Annotated in this window: 18 protein-coding genes and 1 pseudogene; 5 read left to right on the top strand and 14 right to left on the bottom strand. The window is 70.4% G+C overall.

The genetic code is table 11. The features are described 5' to 3' along the window. Positions 1–99: 99 nt before the first annotated feature. The 9 genes from AC1DWC_RS08310 to AC1DWC_RS08350 all read right to left on the bottom strand — a co-directional run bounded on the left by AC1DWC_RS08310 (position 100) and on the right by AC1DWC_RS08350 (position 8,095). Complete coding sequence (locus tag AC1DWC_RS08310) at positions 100–981, bottom strand: branched-chain amino acid ABC transporter permease (protein WP_477907074.1); 882 nt, start codon at positions 979–981, stop codon at positions 100–102. 300 nt (positions 982–1,281) lie between these two features. Continuing rightward, positions 1,282–2,490 (bottom strand): ABC transporter substrate-binding protein, encoded by a 1,209-nt coding sequence (locus AC1DWC_RS08315; protein ID WP_477907075.1) that lies wholly within the window; start codon positions 2,488–2,490, stop codon positions 1,282–1,284. A gap of 341 nt (positions 2,491–2,831) precedes the next feature. Beyond that, a complete protein-coding gene (phtC, locus tag AC1DWC_RS08320) occupies positions 2,832–3,557 on the bottom strand; it encodes a 3,4-dihydroxyphthalate decarboxylase (RefSeq protein WP_477907077.1) in 726 nt (241 codons plus the stop codon). Further along, positions 3,554–4,756: an NAD(P)/FAD-dependent oxidoreductase gene (locus AC1DWC_RS08325; protein ID WP_477907079.1), complete on the bottom strand. Its 1,203-nt coding sequence runs from the start codon at positions 4,754–4,756 to the stop codon at positions 3,554–3,556. Before AC1DWC_RS08325 ends, phtC begins: the two co-directional genes overlap by 4 nt. Continuing rightward, on the bottom strand, positions 4,753–4,950 hold the full coding sequence (locus AC1DWC_RS08330; protein ID WP_031940479.1) for a ferredoxin: 198 nt from the start codon (positions 4,948–4,950) through the stop codon (positions 4,753–4,755). The genes AC1DWC_RS08325 and AC1DWC_RS08330 overlap by 4 nt, the downstream gene beginning before the upstream one ends. Positions 4,951–4,990: 40 nt before the next feature. Beyond that, a complete protein-coding gene (hcaB, locus tag AC1DWC_RS08335) occupies positions 4,991–5,773 on the bottom strand; it encodes a 3-(cis-5,6-dihydroxycyclohexa-1,3-dien-1-yl)propanoate dehydrogenase (protein ID WP_477907081.1) in 783 nt (260 codons plus the stop codon). Further along, a complete protein-coding gene (locus tag AC1DWC_RS08340) occupies positions 5,770–6,081 on the bottom strand; it encodes a hypothetical protein (protein ID WP_072844410.1) in 312 nt (103 codons plus the stop codon). Before AC1DWC_RS08340 ends, hcaB begins: the two co-directional genes overlap by 4 nt. Continuing rightward, on the bottom strand, positions 6,078–6,665 hold the full coding sequence (locus AC1DWC_RS08345; RefSeq protein ID WP_477907083.1) for a 3-phenylpropionate/cinnamic acid dioxygenase subunit beta: 588 nt from the start codon (positions 6,663–6,665) through the stop codon (positions 6,078–6,080). The genes AC1DWC_RS08340 and AC1DWC_RS08345 overlap by 4 nt, the downstream gene beginning before the upstream one ends. Before the next feature lie 2 nt (positions 6,666–6,667). Continuing rightward, complete coding sequence (locus AC1DWC_RS08350) at positions 6,668–8,095, bottom strand: aromatic ring-hydroxylating oxygenase subunit alpha (protein ID WP_477907085.1); 1,428 nt, start codon at positions 8,093–8,095, stop codon at positions 6,668–6,670. A gap of 398 nt (positions 8,096–8,493) precedes the next feature. Between AC1DWC_RS08350 and AC1DWC_RS08355 the strand changes: the two genes are divergently transcribed. The 3 genes from AC1DWC_RS08355 to AC1DWC_RS08365 all read left to right on the top strand — a co-directional run bounded on the left by AC1DWC_RS08355 (position 8,494) and on the right by AC1DWC_RS08365 (position 10,895). After that, positions 8,494–8,802 carry a PE family protein gene (locus AC1DWC_RS08355; protein ID WP_477907086.1) on the top strand — a complete coding sequence of 103 codons (309 nt, stop codon included), beginning with the start codon at positions 8,494–8,496 and terminating at the stop codon, positions 8,800–8,802. A gap of 24 nt (positions 8,803–8,826) precedes the next feature. Next, the gene (locus AC1DWC_RS08360; protein ID WP_477907088.1) at positions 8,827–10,092 is read left to right on the top strand and encodes a PPE domain-containing protein; all 1,266 of its coding nucleotides are present in this window, start codon (positions 8,827–8,829) and stop codon (positions 10,090–10,092) included. Between the two features lie 125 nt (positions 10,093–10,217). Next, complete coding sequence (locus AC1DWC_RS08365; protein ID WP_477907164.1) at positions 10,218–10,895, top strand: ESX secretion-associated protein EspG; 678 nt, start codon at positions 10,218–10,220, stop codon at positions 10,893–10,895. Here the strand turns inward: AC1DWC_RS08365 and AC1DWC_RS08370 are convergent. From AC1DWC_RS08370 to AC1DWC_RS08390, 5 genes and pseudogenes are all read right to left on the bottom strand, one after another. Next, positions 10,893–12,074 (bottom strand): annotated as a pseudogene (locus tag AC1DWC_RS08370) (lipase family protein); the annotation flags it as partial. The gene AC1DWC_RS08365 and the pseudogene AC1DWC_RS08370 overlap by 3 nt on opposite strands. Positions 12,075–12,261: 187 nt before the next feature. Continuing rightward, a complete protein-coding gene (locus AC1DWC_RS08375) occupies positions 12,262–12,876 on the bottom strand; it encodes a TetR/AcrR family transcriptional regulator (RefSeq protein WP_477907090.1) in 615 nt (204 codons plus the stop codon). 94 nt (positions 12,877–12,970) lie between these two features. Continuing rightward, positions 12,971–13,636 carry a histidine phosphatase family protein gene (locus AC1DWC_RS08380; protein ID WP_477907092.1) on the bottom strand — a complete coding sequence of 222 codons (666 nt, stop codon included), beginning with the start codon at positions 13,634–13,636 and terminating at the stop codon, positions 12,971–12,973. Between the two features lies 1 nt (position 13,637). After that, the gene (pheA, locus tag AC1DWC_RS08385; protein WP_477907094.1) at positions 13,638–14,558 is read right to left on the bottom strand and encodes a prephenate dehydratase; all 921 of its coding nucleotides are present in this window, start codon (positions 14,556–14,558) and stop codon (positions 13,638–13,640) included. Positions 14,559–14,574: 16 nt separating this feature from the next. Next, on the bottom strand, positions 14,575–15,309 hold the full coding sequence (locus tag AC1DWC_RS08390) for a hypothetical protein (RefSeq protein ID WP_477907095.1): 735 nt from the start codon (positions 15,307–15,309) through the stop codon (positions 14,575–14,577). 108 nt (positions 15,310–15,417) lie between these two features. Here AC1DWC_RS08390 and AC1DWC_RS08395 point away from each other — a divergent pair, with 108 nt between their 5' ends. Both AC1DWC_RS08395 and AC1DWC_RS08400 read left to right on the top strand, forming a co-directional pair. Beyond that, entirely contained in the window at positions 15,418–16,203 is a 786-nt protein-coding gene (locus AC1DWC_RS08395; protein ID WP_477907097.1) for a DUF2470 domain-containing protein, read from the top strand. A gap of 37 nt (positions 16,204–16,240) precedes the next feature. Further along, positions 16,241–17,053: a CPBP family intramembrane glutamic endopeptidase gene (locus AC1DWC_RS08400; protein WP_072844601.1), complete on the top strand. Its 813-nt coding sequence runs from the start codon at positions 16,241–16,243 to the stop codon at positions 17,051–17,053. The last annotated feature ends 10 nt before the right edge of the window (positions 17,054–17,063 follow it).

Below are 17,063 nucleotides of genomic sequence, written 5' to 3' on the forward strand. Positions count from 1 at the left end.
CCACACACGCGTGCTTCGCTTCTTGGTCCGCACGACGTCGGCCGGACCACCTGCGGTGTCGTCGTCGACGGGTGCGGGTTCGAGAGTTGTTGTCATCGGTCAGACCCTTTCAACGCTTTTACTGCCGAAGAGTCCGTACGGTCGGACCACCAGCACGGCGAACATGACGATGTAGGGCAGGACCTCGTGCAGTCGGCCGCCCCCGATGTCCGACAGGTAGTAGGACCCCATCACCTGAATCAGGCCGACGATCAAACCTCCGACGATCGCGCCGACCAGCGAGTCCATGCCACCGATCACGATCGCGGGGATGGCAAGCAGCGCCACGATTCCCAATGACGGCGAGACGACCCGGGGGAAGGACGCCAGGAAGACGCCGGCCACCACGGCAAGGAAGGCCGCGAGTCCCCATGAGAGGGCGAACATCCGCCGTACGTCTATTCCCTGTGCGAGCGCCGCCTCCTGATGACTGGCCGTCGCGCGGAGCGCCAGTCCGTACGGGGTCTTCTGGAAGAAGTAGGCCAGTCCGGCGAGGACCACAACAGAGGTGCCGATCGTCACGATGCCACTCCAAGGCAACACCACGGAGCCGACATTCACTGTGCCGGAGCCGACAGGGCCCGCCGAGCCGTGTGTGCCGACGCCCCAGATCATCAGGATCGCCTGGTGGAGCATGATCGAGATGCCCAGTGTCGCGAGCACGACGGTGGTCACGGATTTGCCAACCATGCGGCGGAGGAAGACCGCCTCGATCAGGACCCCGAGGACCACGACGATGACGGCCGCGATGACGAACGCCAGCCCCCAGGGCAGGAAGGCCATCAAGGCCAACACGCAGTAGGCGCCCAGCGCCACGATCTCGCCGTGGGCGAAGTTGAAGGTGTGTGAGCCCTTGAACATGATCACGAACCCGAGGGCGATCAGTCCGTAGACCATTCCCAGGGCAATGCCCTGGAAGCCGAGCTGCAAGAAGAGAGACATTTCCCCTTCTACTCCTTTGGTCGAACATTTTGTGGCACTTGGGATCTAAGATGAGCGATGTGTGCTCGTGTGACGTCGAGGCGCTCGCCGTTCCGAGGAAGCGGGCACCTCGACGCTCGGCCAGAAGCCGTTCTCGGCGCCTTCGCCTCGTCGGTGGCCTTGAAGTGTGCGACCGAGATCGTCGTCCCGGCGGCATCCACACGAATCATCCGTGTCCCGTCTGACATCCACGACTTGGCACACATCGCATCAGCACTGTCGACTCAGATCAGATCGGCCGGATGGCGCAGTCCCCCACCGTCAGAAACCGTTTGCCTCGCCCCAGGCGCGAGCCTGATCGGTCTCGGCCCAGTCAGTGGTCGGGATCAGCAGGCCCTCGGCGTTGATGCTGTTCATCCGGCTCTGGTAGCTGACGACCGAGTCGCCGGTGCCCAGGTTGACGGCAGGCAGGATGCCACCGAAATCGACGTCGAGATCCTTGACCGCCGCCAGCACGCCTTCTCGCGTGAGATCCTTGTTCTCACAAGCCTTCTCGAGCACCGCCACGGTGGCCACACCGCTCAGCCAGCCGGCGACCTGGAAGTTGCTCGGCTTCTCGTTCGGCGCATACTGCGCCAGGGCGGCATTCATGTCCCTGATGCCCTGGACGTCGTCGTTCAGGGCGCCGTAGCTGGCAGAGATGAAGTAGTTGTCGGTCAGGCCCGCGAGCGGCTTGGCCAGCGCAGCATTCCAGGAGCCCGAGTATCCGACCCACATCGGCTTGAAACCGAGCTGGGAGGACTGACCGATCAGGCCGGGGGTCTGGGCCATCGTGTTGGCCAGCAACACAACCTGGGCACCGGAGTTCTTCAGCTCGGTGGCCTGGGCGGTGAAGTCGTTGTCGGTGGGGCTGTACGTCGGGCTGGAGACGACCTCCACGCCGGGGATTTCCTTTGCGGCGAACTTGACCGCGTCCGCGTACGACGTGCCGTATTCGTCCGCAGCCGCGAAGACCCCGACCTTGAGCGGGTTGGCGGCGCTCGCACCAGCCTTCTGCGCGGCCCACACGAGGCCGTTGATCAGTTCCACCTCGAAGGGCGGGGTGTAGATGGAGACATCCTCGAGCTTGAGCGAGGACGAGTTGAGCGAAGCGGAGTAGGTCAGGATGTCGTCCTTGGCGATGCTGTCCTTGATGGCCATCAGCTGGGCCGTGCCCATCACCTGCGGGATCATCACAACCTTGTTCGAGATGGCGCGGTACTGCTGGGTGGTGACCTGAGGGTCGAACTTGGTGTCCATCTTGTGCAGGACGATCTGGCGGCCGCAGATTCCACCAGCGGCGTTGACCTGATCCAGCTTGATCTCCAGGCCGATCGAGCCCGAGGTTGCCGCCTGGGCGATCGGGCCGGAGTAGTCGGTGAGAATTCCGAGATTGATCTCGGTATCGCTGACGCCCTTCCCGGTCTTGACGCCGTCCGCACTTGCGGTGTCGCCCCCGGCCGACCCACCGCAGGCGGTCAACGTGAGCATCGAGGCGATTGCGAGGGCTGGAACAGCCTTCCTCAGCATCTTCAGTACGTCCCTTCGGATTGTGACCTGACCCACACCGAAAGGGTGGTCTTGAGCATTGAACATGCTTATCGATCGCTAGTCAAGCACTTGACTAGCGATCGATAAGTACAAACTGCAATCGCCCGACCTGGACTGATACGCAAGACTTGCAGTGTGCAGAGAGCATTTCTGCCGATGGCGCCGGCCTGGGACGCGTGGGGTGGCATACCCCATCGGCAACGAAGCTGCACTGGACTCGGTGATGGTTTCCGACAATTCGCCGACATGAGAACGGACGAACGGCACACCACCCGAGGCGCCTAGTCGAGCCGGGACACCTCGTGGCGCCAAGCCGCGCCCAAATTGAGACCAGCACCTAGGTTCGGCAAGTCCGCCAGATCCTCGGCACCGATCGGCACCAGCGTGCCGCCCGCCGAGACGATGGACAACGACAGCGAGGCGATCACGTCGACAGAGATGGCGCGAAGAACCGCCTCCTGCACCGACGCGCCGGTGGACGTGAGGCCATGGCCGCGCATGAGCACCACCGGTCGATCACCTAGGGAATCGGCCACATCGTCGCCCAGGGTAGGGTTGTGAATCAAAGCGGCCCTGGGGAATACGGGCACTCCGCCGTGTGCCAACACCGCTCCCGGGATGTCGTAGGCCCCGACGATGGGCAGGATGGGCAGCCCCGCGAGATCGGCGGCTACGACATTGTGCGGGTGCGCGTGAACCACAGAGGTGACATCCGGACGGCGCATGAGAATCCGGCTGTGCAGCGGCAACTCGTACGGCACGGTGTAGCCGCCGTCCAGTTCACCGGCAGCACCCGGCTCACCGGTGAACCCCACCAGGCGGATGTCCTCGGGAGTGGTGTGCAGCAGCCCGCGCTCCTGCGGACCCCGACAGCGGATCAGCATCCGCGACTCGTCGATCCGGAAGCTGATGTGCCCCAAGATCCCCGGGGCCAGCTGCCGGGCGGCGAGCACCCGGCAGCCCTCGGCGACCAGCGCCCGGAGCTCGTCGAGTTCCCCGGGTGTCATGCCTGCACCGCCGTGCCGGCGATCTGTGCGTGGACCTGGTCGGCCGGGCCGCCGGCGGCGATGGTGCGCCGCAGCTGGACCGAGGCCTTGGGCCAGTTCACGGTCAACCCGCCGCTGGCCCGCCCGTCCGCGTCCTGCCAGATCGCGGCAAGCCGGAAGGGCTCCGACTGCTCCACGACGACCGGGGTGCCCGTGATGTCGCGGGTGCCGAACAGCTGGATCTTCCAGTCGTACTGGTCGCTCCAGACGTAGGCCACCGGGTCGTGCGGGACGAGGGCATCGGGTGCGAAGATGTTGTGCGCCACGCAGTTCGCTTGCTCCACCGCGTTGGTCCAGTGCTCGACTCGGGCCGCCTTCTCCTGCCGCGGCTGGTACCACCGGGCGATGTCGCCGACGGCGAAGATGTGCTCGGCACCGGCCACGCGGCCGTACTCGTCGCACTCCACGCCGTCGTCCAGCGCCAGGCCCGAGGACTCCAGCCAGCGTGTGTTCAGCAGCGCGCCGATACCGACGACGACGGCGTCCACGCGGATCCTCGTGCCGTCGGAGAGTTCGGCCCGCATGCCACCGTCCACCTGCTCGAGGCTGGATACCGTCGTGCCGAAGCGCGTGTCCACCCCGTTCGCGCGGTGCAGCTGTGAGAAGAGCTGTCCCAGCTCATCTCCGACCACCCGCGCCATGGGCGTGAGGGCCGGGTCGACGATCGTGACCTCGATGCCCTGCTTGCGGGCGAGCGAGGCCACCTCGGCGCCGATGAATCCGGCTCCGACGACCAGCAGCCTGTTCGCGCCCCGCAGGCTCACTCGCAGCGCGCGGGCGTCCGCGATGGTTCGGAGCACGTGCACGTCGGGACCAGTCCACGGCGATGGCCGCGCGGCCGCGCCGGTGGCGATGACCAGCTCCTCGTAGCCGAGGACAACCCCGTCGTCCAGCACCACCTGATTGGCCTGCGGCCGCAATTCGACTGCAGCCCTGCCCAATACAAGCTCGATGTCGAGCTTGCGCGCCTCCTCTGCGGTGAGCAGTGGAACGTGTGCGTCGCCGTCGAGCGGGGCCTTGGACAGCGGCGGCTTGTCGTACGGCAGATGCGACTCGGCCTCGACGACCGTCACGGCCCCGGCGTAGCCCTCATTGCGCAGCGCGCGGGCCGTGCGGATGCCGCCGACCGAGCCGCCGACGATGAGAACCCCGCCGCTCACTCGTCCTCCAGCCAGAGGGCGTTGGCCGGGCAGCTCTTCGCCGCGGTCTCGACCCGCTGGCGGTCGGACTCGTCCACGCGGGTCTTGAGCAGTACCACGAGGCCGTCGTCGTCCATGTCGTAGACGTCGTCAGCCGCGACCACGCAGTTCGCGTAGCCCTGGCACAATTCGAGGTTCGCCTTGAGAATTGCCATTTGGAATCCTTCCTTCAGTAGGTCGCGCGGAACACGGCGCTCAGACTTTGATGCCCATACCGCCGTCCGAGTGGACGACGCGGCCGGAGATGCCACGCGACCGTTCGGAGGCGAGGAATACGTAGCTCCAGGCGTGGTCGAGGCCGTCGAGCGCGACGCCCAGCGGGTTGCGGCCCGCGAGTTCCTTCGCCCGGTCCGGCCCGTCGAGCCGGTTGTCGGTCAGGCCCAGCGTCGAGAGCCCGCTCAGATCGGTCCCCAGGGTGCCGCCGGGGGCCACGCCGTTGACGCGGATGTCCGGCGCCAGCTCGTACGCAAGGGTGGTGACCAGCCCGCGCACCGCGAACTTCGACGAGACATAGAGCGTGCCGCCGCGGCCCGGGTAGTACGCCGAGGTCGACTCGGTGAGCACGATGGAGCCGCCCGACTCGCGCAGCGCGGGTATCGCCGCCTTCACGCTGTGCAGGTGCGACTTGACGTTGACGGCGAACATCTCGTCGAACGCCTGGTCCAGCATGTCGGCGTCGATGCTCTCGAGCTTGCGGTAGAAGTCGAAGATGCCCACGCAGTTGACCAGGACGTCCAGCCCGCCGAAGCGGTCCAGGACCGCCGACACCGCGGCGTTGTTGGCCGCCGCCTTGGTGGCGTCGCCCTGCACGACCTCGACCTCGGGGTGCTCGGCCGCGAGGGCCTCGCACTTCGCCGCGTCGAGCTCGAGCACACCGACGCTGGCACCCTCCGTGAGGAAGGCGTCGACCACGCCACGCCCGATGCCCGAGCCGGCCCCGACGATCAGTGCGCGCTTGCCGTCGAGCCAGCCGGTCACGAGGCGTCCTCGGTGGCGATGAGCGACTGGAACGGCTTGCCGACCATGGCCGAGAGCGTCGTCTCGTTCTGCCAGGTCAGCGCCTCCAGCTCGAGCGCGTCCAGGGTGATCCACTGACCGGACTTCGGCGACTCGATGAGCAGCCGCACGCCGTTGCGGGTGTGCACCTTCGAGATCCGCATGTCCGAGAACTCGTTCGCGATGACGATGGTCTCGCCGTCGCGCTGGTCCTGCAGGACACCGAGCCGCGAGTTGGCCCGGGCCGCCGCCGCGGCGTCCTCCGCCTCGCCCTCCCAGGAGAGCTTCACAGGAACACCGCCAGGTTCTGCATGCGCAGCACGGACTCGTCGGCGGCGATGTGCCGGCGGGCGAGCCGCCAGACGCCGTCCTCGAGACGCAGCAGGTCGACGCGCCCGACCGAGAGCAGCGAGGGCTCCAGCACGTCGCCGCGGCTGCGGAACAGCAGGACGGCCGACTCCACGACGAGCTCGTTCTCGTTCTCGGTCGCGAAGGTGCGGACGTTGGACAGGTGGTGGCGCAGGCGCGAGGGGGGGTCCTCTGCCCAGGCGTGGCCGGTGTCGAAGCGCGCGACGCGGCGGCTCAGCGAGTACTTGTCCTCGTCGAAGTGCGCCATGTCCTTGGCCGTGTCATAGCCGGTACCCAGCGCCGTGGTGACGCGGATCGGCATGAAGTAGTGGATGTCCTCGGAGAGGGTGTCCAGCCAGGCGTCGTAGTCCTGCCGGTCGAGGATGTAGGTCTCCTCCACGAGCCAGCGGTGCGCCGTCAGATGCCGCTGATCGTCGAACGCCAGCGAGGGACCCACTGCTGCGGTCTTCGACGCGGCCTGGCCCAGCGGAGAGCTGGCGGAGTCGATGGGGATGTAGGTGCTCATGGTTACGCCTCCACCTTCTCGCTGCCGCACTGCGCCGCCGTCTCGCTGCTGCACTCGCCGTCGACCTGGGGAGCACCGACGTGGATGTTGGCCGGCACGGGCGCCGGCTTCTCCAGGTAGTCGGCCCACTCGTTGAGCAGGTGCCGCTGGTTGTATTCGCCGTAGCCGACGTGCGCGACGCCCGGACCACAGAACTCGTCCTCGGTCAGGGGCTGCACCACTGGGCTGTCGTCGTGCAGCATGCCCATGCGACCGTTGAGCAGCAGACGGCGGGCCATCGAGCCACCGGCGGTGTTGGTCAGGGAGACCCAGTTCTCGACGTCATCCTGCTCGAACATGCCGCTGGAGCCGAAGCACATCAGGTAGGCCTTGTAGGAGAGCTTCTTGAACTCCTCCGGGGCCTCCTTGTCGACGACGAACCAGGACAGGACCTCGGTCTCGTCGGCGCTGATGGGCTGCCACTGACGGATGGAGATGAAGGGCAGGACGTCGTCGCCCTCGGCGACCTTCGGCCAGTTGTGGACCAGGCTGATGTTCGGGAACACCGAGGCGGCAGAGATCATGAAGCCGTCTCGCCCGATGACGTCGACCTGCTCCTGGGACCACTGCTCCTTCATGCGCTCGACCATTTCGTCGGGGTAGCCGACGTAGTTCATCTTCTCTTCGAAGGTTCCCGGGGGCAGCTTGTACGTGGTGCCGCCACCCTTGCCGGCCCAGTACGTGTTGCCGTCCTTGCGCTTCTCCGCCTTCGGTTCGCGGAACAGGCCGATCTCGACGACGCTCGTGTGGGTCTGCGGCGTGTGGTACATGTCGCCGGCGAAGTTCTCGGCGCCGATCTTCCAGTTCGCCTTGACCCGCCAGCGCTGCGGTCCGCGGACCTCGACGCCGCTGGCGCTCTGCTTGGTGTAGTAGTCGAGGTAGAACTTGAAGTCGCCGAGGAAGTCCTCGAGCGGCTCGGCGTCCGGGTCCATCGACACGAAGATCAGCCCGTTGTAGATGCCCAGGCTGGGCGCCGGCAGCAGTCGCTGTCCCTTGCGCGCGAAGCCCTCCTCGCCGCCGTAGGCCTCCTTGTGGAACGGCATGCCGACGATGCGACCGTCGTTCTTGTAGGACCAGCCGTGGTACGGGCAGCGGAAGTGCGAGGCATTGCCCTGCTCGGCGCGGCACACCTGCATGCCGCGGTGCAGGCACATGTTGAACATCGCGTGGATCTCGCCGGACTGGTCACGGCTGACGATGAACGAGTTGTCCATGACCCGGCGCACGACGTAGTCGCCGGTCTGCGGCAGCTCCGACTCGTGGGCGACGAACATCCACGCCCGGCTGAACAGGCGCTCCTTCTCCGCCTCGAAGACCTCGGCGTCGTTGTAGATGTGGGCGGGGAGCATGCCCCGCCGGACGTTGGCGAGGACGTCGGCCGCATCACGCATGGGACCTCACTTCAAGAGAAAGTTTCTGGTTTACAGAAATTGATTCTGCACCGCGACTCCGATTGAGTCAACCACTCTTCCAACGGCGAGCGGCGTGGATCCGGTCGGACCCGAGCCCCGGGCGCGCACCCGACGCCGGCTGCGCGCGGGGGCCACCTACGCAGCAGCAACATCCAGCGCCCCCCGAGGCCCCGGCGCTGGAACGGTGACGCGCGATTCCGGGGCGAAATCGGCCACTCGACGGCGTCCGGCCACGTGCCCTTCATCCATTTCCAGCCCTGTACAGAGCGTGGGAGTTCCGGTCTGAATCCGACAGTGCCTCCCGTGGAACCGCGCCTCCACCCTGCGCGTCCAATCTCCTGACGGACCCTTTCCGCGAGCCCCAGGAGGCCGAGACCATGCCAGGTCACGTGTACGTCTCACCCGACGCGCTGAACTCCGCCGCCGCCCAACTCGAGGCCCTCGCGCAGCGTCTGCGGTCCGCGCTCGACGCCAACGCCGCCGCCCTGCACCTCGCACCCGCCGGCAGCGAGGAGGTCTCCACCCTGGCCGCAGCGGCCTTCAACTCGGTCGCGGACGGCTTCCTGCCCGCCGCGGCGACGGGGATCGCCGAACTCGTAACCGCCGCGGCCACCCTGCGCGGGCACGCCGCCGAGTACGCGGACCTCGACCGCGCCTTCGGCGCCGCGCTCGACGCGGGCGCCTGAGCACCGACCCGAGGAGACACCGACATGACCCTGGGATTCACCGGCGTGGTCTGGCTGCCGCGTGGTGCCACCGTGAACTCGACCTCGCTCAACGCCGGCGTCGGCCCGGTCGCGCTGACCGCCGCGAGCGCCGCCTGGACGGCGCTGTCGGCCGCCCTGACCGACGCGACCCTGACGATGACCAGGGTGGTGGCCGAGCTGGGCGTCGGCTGGGAGGGCCTCGCCGCCGACGCCGCGCTGGCGAAGCTGGTGCCGTTCCACGCGTGGACGCAGGAGGCGGGCGCACTGGCCGCCGTCACCGCGAGCAAGGCCGGCGCCGAGGCCACCGCCCACACCGTCGCCCGGCTCGCGATGCCCAGCATCGCCGAGATCGCGGCGGTGAAGACCGCAAAGGTGTTGGCGCACACCGTCGGCGGGCCGCTGGTCGGCGCGGGCGCCGCCGCGGAGGCCGCGGACCGGGCCATGGATGTGCGGGCCGGGCTGGTGATGGAGGCGTACGAGGCCGCGTCGACGGCGGCAGCGTCGCCCCAGTCCTTCACTCCCCCACCACCGTTGACGAACGGCCCACGGGCCTCCGGCGGCGACGGACCGGCAGCGGCGACCGCCGGCAGTGCGTTCGACGACTTCCGGACCACCCCGGCCGGGGCCGCGGTGGCGGCCGCGCTGGCACAGGCGCAGAACCCGGCCGTGGTCGGCGCGGCGTCGCAGGCCGGCTCGATCGCGGGGTCCGGCCTGGGCGCCGCGACCTCCACCGCCACGTCCCTCGCACCGAACGCGGTCTCCGCCCTCGCCGGCGGCGTCACCGGACCCGGTCCCGGCGCCACCGGTCGTGGCGAGGGCACCGGCGGGCGCGGCGAGGGCGGCCCTCGTGGCGGCCACGGCGGACCGGGGTCGACGGCGACCCGGGCGGTCGGGTTCAGCGGACGTGGATACTCCGGCAGCGCAGGTCATTCCGGCAGCGCAGCCGATGCCGACGCGTCGGGGTACTCCGGAGGCGCGGCATCGGCCGGGGGCAGCAGCCAGCTCGGCGGCGGGGCGGCCGGCGGGGGCACCGGCGCCGGCACGACACCCCTACCCGACGCGTTGCGCCCGGACCAGTCGCGCGCCGACACGGCCGCGGCGTCGGCCCGCGGCGGGCCGGTGGGGGCACCGATGACCGGCGCCGCCCGCGGGGCCGGCGAGGACGAGCTGCACCACACGCCCGACTACCTGCGCGGGTTCGAGCACTTCGGCGACGGCCGGGTGGTGATCCCGTCGGTGATCGGCGCGGACCCGGACTTCTCGTCGTGATCGAGACGCCCGCGGTGCTGACCTCCGGCGCGGTGCTCGCGCCCGCCGGGCTGCACTCCGCGACCGTCACCCTCGACGAACTGGGCCTACTGGTCCACCTGCTGCGCATCGACGAACTGCCGGTGGTGCTGGACGCGTCATCGCGATTCGATACCGCCGCGGCCCGCGACGCCGCCTTCGTCGGGGCGGCCCGGACCCTCGCCGACCGCGGCCTGCTCGACCACGGCGACCCGCACCCGGACCTCGCGGACCGACTGCGGACCCTGGCCCGGCCGGACCGGGAGATCGCTCTGCGCCGCTATACCGGCGACAGCGTCGACCGACTGTGCGTGGCGCTGGGCCCGCTAGGCGGGGTCGTGGCCCGCCGTGAGGAGAACTCCGTTGTGCTGCAAACCTGTTCAGTTCCGATTCGGGACATCCTGTGCGGCACTGCGGGTTTCGCGGGCTTGATGATCAGACCCGTCAACGCCGTCACTGCGGGGCTCGTCGAGGCGCTGTCGGACTGCGCGGACCCGGCTGCGACCGCCCGGAAGCTCGCCGCCCTCGGCGTCGGGGCCCGCGAGGCCGGGGTGCTGGCCGCGGCGCTGGCCACCTGCCTGGCGCGCACCGAGATCGTCGCGATGCGCCACGCGGACGGCCGGTCCGCACCGCTGGGCGCACCGGTCGCGGTGATCGACACCGACCACGGCCGGATCCTCGGCACCTCGAGCGCCGCCACCGACGGCACTGCCTGGTCCACGCTCGGACCGGGCGGCGACGCCCGGGTCCGGCAGGCCGTGGGGGCCCTGGTCGGCGAGGTCTGACCTCGCCGACGGCGTGCTGTCCGCCTCCGACGCCGGCACCGTCCCGAGGTGGTCGGTCGGGTAGGTGCGGAACGCGAGGTCGACGTTGTTCGCGGCGAGGTCGGCGGCCAGCTTCAGCGTCAGCGGGGCCGGGACGTCGATGTCGTTCAGGCCCTGGCCGATGAAGACCGGCCGGTCGTAGCCGTCGGTCGGCACGGTGAGGATCTTGCGCGCCGCGGCCGTGAAGGCCGGTGTGTCGATCGACCTGGACAGCAACTGACCCAGCGAGACGTCGGCGTACTTGGTCCGGGCCTCCGCGTAGCAGATGTTGTTCTCGACGTCGTCGAGGATGGTGCGACCGAGCGGGCTCAGGTACGAGTCGACGTCGACGTCCGGTCGGGCCGCACGCAGGCCGTCGAGCGCGTTGGCGATGTACACGGTGGTGCCCTTGAGCGGCAGCTTCGGGAACGCCGGGCCGCCGAGCGGCAGCAGGTTCTCGATGTTCGACGGCACCCCGGTGGCGACGGCGCCGAGGTAGTCGAGCTCCGGCGCGTACGAGGTCGCCAGGTTCGCAGTGAACATCGTCGCCTGGCCGCCCTGGGACTGGCCCATCGCGACCCACTTGGACGAGAGGCCCGGCTCGACGGAACGGGCGGCCCGCACCATGTCGACGACGCTGTGCGCGGCGGAGCGACCGTCCAGGTAGGGATGCACGCCCGGGGTGCCGAGGCCGACGTAGTCGGTGGCCACGACGGCGTAGCCCTGGTCCAGCCAGTGCCTGTAGGACCGGACGCTGCGCTCGTTCAGTGGGTTCGCCGACGGGGCGCACTGGTCCGCGACACCGGTGGTGCCGTGGGCGAAGGAGATGACCGGCCAGCCGCCCTCCGGTGCCGTGCCCTGCGGCAGGTAGACGGTCCCGGTACTGAGCATCGGCCTGTCCTGCGGCCCCTGCGACCAGTAGGTCACCAGCGAGGACTTCGCGGCACCCGGCAGCTGCCGGTCGGCCGGCTGGTCCTGGACCGACGTCACCGTGCCCGGCCGGTCGGCGGCGACGGGAGCGGCGGCGGCCGGGGCAGCCAAACCGGCCGCGACGGCCAGGCACAGGCCCGTGCTCACCAGCGCGGTGCGTAGACGACGGGTCAACTTGATCTCCTCACGAGTGTGCGCCCGGTCACCAGGCGGACCGGGCACACCGACCATAAGTTAGACCTACCATCTGGTCAATCAATCGCTTCGGGCCGGCGCGACCGAACTCAGGCCGACACGAGCGCGGCGTCGCGCACGGACCTCATCGCCCGGCTCCACGGAACCAGCTGGTCGAGGACCGGCGCCGATTCGTGCGGCCCTTACCGACGGCGGACTCTGGTAGCCCGCCACGTGGCGGGAGTCAGACTGCCTTTCCCGCGGTGGACCGCCAGGAACGGGCGTAGATGTCGATGGTGTCGACGAACAACAGGAACGACCGGTCCACACGGTCCCGATCACCGGTGGCCAGCAGGTCCAGCAGCAGCCCGCGGATCTGGGCGAGGATCAGGGTTGCCGTGTCGGCCACCCGGTCCGGCGGGCAGTCCGCGCGGCGCAACCCCACCTCGAGCGCGGCCAGCCACTCGCCGACGAAGTGCTCGAGGAACCGCTCGAAACGCGCCGGATCCAGCAGCGCCTGGGCGTAGATCTCGAACATCAGCCGGAACCGGGGCAACACTTCCGGTGCGGTGCGGGCGACCCACCACCCCTTGAGCAGCTCCACCGGGTCGTCGCCCTCCGCGCCCAGCGCCATCGGGATCGACCCTTGCCGGAGGTTCTCCACGACCGCGCTGAGCAACTCTTCCTTGCTGCCGAAGTGGTTGAGCAGCGACGCGTGCGAGACCCCCGCCGCCTGCGCCAGCGGCCGGATCGACTGCTCGCCGACGCCGTTCGCGATCACGTAGTCGGTGACCGCCGCGAGCAGCTCCTCACGCCGCCCTGCGTATCGCAGGGTGCGCTTGTCAACTCGCTCCGTCACCGCTTCAGAATACGCATCGACCAGCCCGAATGGTCCGCTTGACCCGACCGGCGGCACCCCCGTCGGTCAAACGCATGACAGGCGCGCCGAGCGGTCAGCCCATGGGATCGTCGGGCACCACGGGGGCGAGATCGAACGGGGGCAGCACTGCGCCCCAGCGCACACACTGCCAGCCGCCGCCGGCGGTCGGCACCAGCTCGACGGTCTGGGTGTTGTCCAGGTGGGTACGCGCGGAGAACGTGCCGTCCATCCCGGCGAGGTACCCGGCCACCAGCCGGATCGCCGCGCCGTGGCTGACCACCAGCACGTCGCCCCCGGCGTCGGGCGCCTCGAGGAACTCCCGGCGCAGCGCGCTCAGCACCGGGACGTAGCGCTCGAGGACGTCCTCGCCGGACTCGCCGCCGGGGATCCTCGCCGCCAGGTCGCCGGCATGCCAGGCGTGGAAGACCTTGGCGAAAAGCTCGTGGGAGGCGCGGTCGGCCCGGTCCTCGAGGTCACCCGCCTGGGCCTCGTGAATCCCCTCGCGCACCTGCACCGCGACGCCCGACGCCCGCTCGACCCACCGAGCGGTCTGCCTGGCGCGCAACGCCTCCGAGGCCACCACGGCCAGCGGCGAGGTACCGACGAGCCGGCTGCCGAACTCCCGCGCCTGCCCCTCGCCGACCTCGGTGAGCCGGGCTCCGGGCAGCCGGGTGTCCAGCCGCAGGCCCACGTTGGCCTCCGTCTGGCCGTGCCGGACCAGGATCAGCTTGCCCGCCATGTCACTGCTCCCCGTCCGGTTCGCCCGCGCCGATCCGGCGCAGCCACTGACTCGCCTCCTCGTCCGACGGCGGACGCTGCCCGCCCGGCGTCGCCGCCGGCCACGACCCGAGGAACCGGACCGTGTGCTTGCGGTGCAGGGCCTTGAGCGCCTCCGCGACGGCCGCGTCCTCGAGATGACCGATGCAGTCCAGGAAGAACCGGTAGGTGCCGAACTCGATGCGCGTCGGCCGGGACTCAATCCGGGTGAGATCGATTCCACGAGTGGAGAATTCGGACATTGCACCGACCAGGGAGCCGGGCTCGTTGCTGAGCTGCAGCACCACCGCGGTGCGGTCGGCCCCGGTCGGCGCGGGGGGCGGCGCGGGCCGGGTGACCAGGACGAACCTGGTGCGGGCGCCGTCGACGTCGGCGACCGAGGCGGCCAGCACGCTCAGACCCAGCCGCTCGCCGGCCAGTGCGGTGGAGACCGCCGCGTCGGCCAGGCCCGCGGCCACGTCCTCCGCGGCGCCGGCGTTCGAGGACGCGGACTCGAGCCGCACGTCCGGCAGGTTCCGTTCGAGCCAGAGCCGCACCTGAGCCGAGGCGACGGGGTAGGCCCGGATCGTGCGCACCTGGTCGAGCGTGGTGCCAGGCCGGCCGACGATGGTGAAGCGCACGTCGAGCTCGGTCTCGGCGACGATCTGCAGCCGCTCCCCCGACGCCAGCGCATCCATGGTGGGCGGGACCGGTCCCTCCACCGAGCTCTCGATCGGCACGACCGCCGCGTCGACGACGCCGTCGCGGACGCGGTCGAGAGCCGCGGGCGGGCTCGGGGCGGCGATGCGCTCGACCGGGCCGTCGAAGGCGCCGTCCTTCTCGAACTTGGCCAGAGCCATCTCGGTGAAGGTCCCGGATGGTCCGAAGTAAGCGATGCGTGGCACGGGTCCAGGCTACTGTTCAGCCCTTCAGGTCTGCCGCAATCCCGTGCTCGAAGAGGTACGACTCGGCCTCCGCCGCGTCGTCGACGGCGACACCGACCAGCACCTCACGCACGGCCGCGGCCGCGGCGGGGCTGAGCGCGGCCACCGGAMCCGGGTCGGCCGCGGCGAAGGCGGCGGCGATGTCGTCGCCGCGCAGCGCCGCCACCGTGGCCGCGAGCACCGCCACCACCTCGGCGCCGGTGCGGGCCCGGGCCACGAAGCCGGCGTCCGAGTGCGCAAGGACGGCGAGGAAGTCGGCGACGTCCTCGGCGGCGGCACCCGCGTCGAGCCCGGGATGCGCCCCGGCGTCGGCGATCCGCGCCGCGGACTCGGCGGCCCAACCGCGGGACTGGTCTCCGCGTGCGACGAAGACCGCGAGCCGGGCGGACAGGGGCTTCGGGTCCCCCTGGGCGAGGGCGACGACGTCGTCGAGTTGGTCTGCGCTGCAGTCGATCTCGAAGCGCGACGGCCGCGACGGCGAGGCGGGAAGCAGGTCCGGGTCGGCGTCCAGGCGCACGCATACCGGCTCGTCGGGAACCTGGGCCGGCACGGCCAGCAGGGCCCCCGCCGCGATCACCGGCGGCCCGAACAGGGCGCCGCGGCGGCGGGCCCGGACGGCGTCGACGTCGACGCAGACCTCGAAGAGCAGCCCGGCGAAGGGCGGTTCCGGGTCGCGCGGGGCAGGCGGTTGCAGCGTGAGCAGGGTGGACACGCCCCCAACGGTAATCGGCGGCGACGGCCCTTGCGTTCCGCGGCCACCCTCCCGTAACTTAGGCATGGCTAACCTACTGTGATGCCGGTAACCGAAGGGATCCCGCCGATGAGCACGCCAGAGATCACGCTTGGCCCGTCGACCGCGGAGAGGGTGCGCAGCGCCTGCGCCCGCGCGCACCAGGCGGTCCTCGCCATCGACGGCAGCGACCCGGTCGTCGTGCCGGTCCAGCACCTGCGGGCGGGCGGCGACGTCGTGCTCACCGTCCCCACCAGCTCCGCCGCCACCGCGCTGGCGTGGCAGGCCTCCCGGGCCGGGCTGCCGGCCGTCCTCGAACTCACCGACCGGGCGCCGCTCCCCCTGCGGGAACCGGTGCGCTCGCTGGTCTGGCTGCGCGGCGCGCTGCACTCCGTGCCCCCGGAGGCCTCGCGCGCGCTCGCCGCCGCCGTCGCCACCGACCACCCCGACCCCGGACTGCTCGACGTCGGGCACACCACCACCCTGCTGCGCCTGGTGCTGGACTCCGCCGTCGTCGCGGACAGTCACGGCGCCGAACCGGTCCCGCTGGACGACCTGCTCGCGGCCCGTCCCGACCCGTTCTGGGAGATCGAGGACCACTGGCTCGAACACCTCGAGGCCGACCACGGCGAACTGGTGGACCTGCTCGCCCGACGGCTGCCCCGGCACCTGCGCGGCGGCCGTGTCCGGCCGCTCGGCCTGGACCGGTACGGCATCCGGTTGCGGGTGGAGGACACCGGCGCCGAGGGTGGCGCCACCCACAACGACGTCCGACTCTCCTTCGGCGACCCGGTCGACGACGCCGCCGCGCTGAGCCGGGCCCTGCGACGGCTCGTCGGCTGCCCCTTCGTCAACGGCCTGCGCGCCCGGCACTGAACCGGCCGGCCGGCCTCGGTCGGCTACCGTGGCCCGGGTGACCAGGCTCGACGAATGGCTGCGGCCGAACGCCCCCGCTCCGTCGGAGCCCGCGCCGACGCCCGAGCAGCGCCGGGCGCTGTGGTTCGAGATAACCGTCGTCCTGCTCGTCACCTTCGGGCTCAGCGGGCTGTCCGGCATCCTGTCGCTGACCGAGGACGCACTCGCCCCCGGCGTCCTCTCCGACCAGACCGTCGCGCTCAACGTCACCCAGTCCACCGTCGGCTGGATCGACCTCGGCCGGCAGCTGCTCGGCATCGCCAAGCTGTGTGCGTGGGCCGCACTCGGGCTGTACCTGCTCTGGCGCAGCGGCCTCGGCCCCGCCCGGATCGGCCTGCCCGCCCGGCCGGACTGGCGACGCGACCTGCTGCCCGGCGTCGGGCTCGCGGCGCTGATCGGGCTGCCCGGCCTGGCGCTGTACCTGGTGGCGAACGCCCTCGGCGCCAACCTCACCGTCGTGCCCAGCACCATCGACGACCACTGGTGGCGGCTGCCCGCACTGGTGGCATGGGCGTTCGCCAACTCCGCCGCCGAGGAAGTGCTGGTCGTCGCGTACCTGATCTCGCGGCTGCGACGGCTCGGCTGGAGCGAGAACCGCTCGCTGCTCGCGTCCGCGGTGCTGCGCGGCAGCTACCACCTCTACCAGGGCCTCGGCGGCGGGCTGGGGAACGTGGTGATGGGCCTGGTGTTCGGCCGCTACTGGCAGAAGACCGGCCGGCTGTGGCCGCTGGTCGTCGCGCACTGGCTGATCGACGCGGTCGCGTTCGTCGGGTACACCGCGCTGCGCGGCCACGTGTCCTGGCTGCCCTGACCCGTAGAGT

This window comes from Rhodococcus sp. P4_C10, from assembly GCF_056402135.1.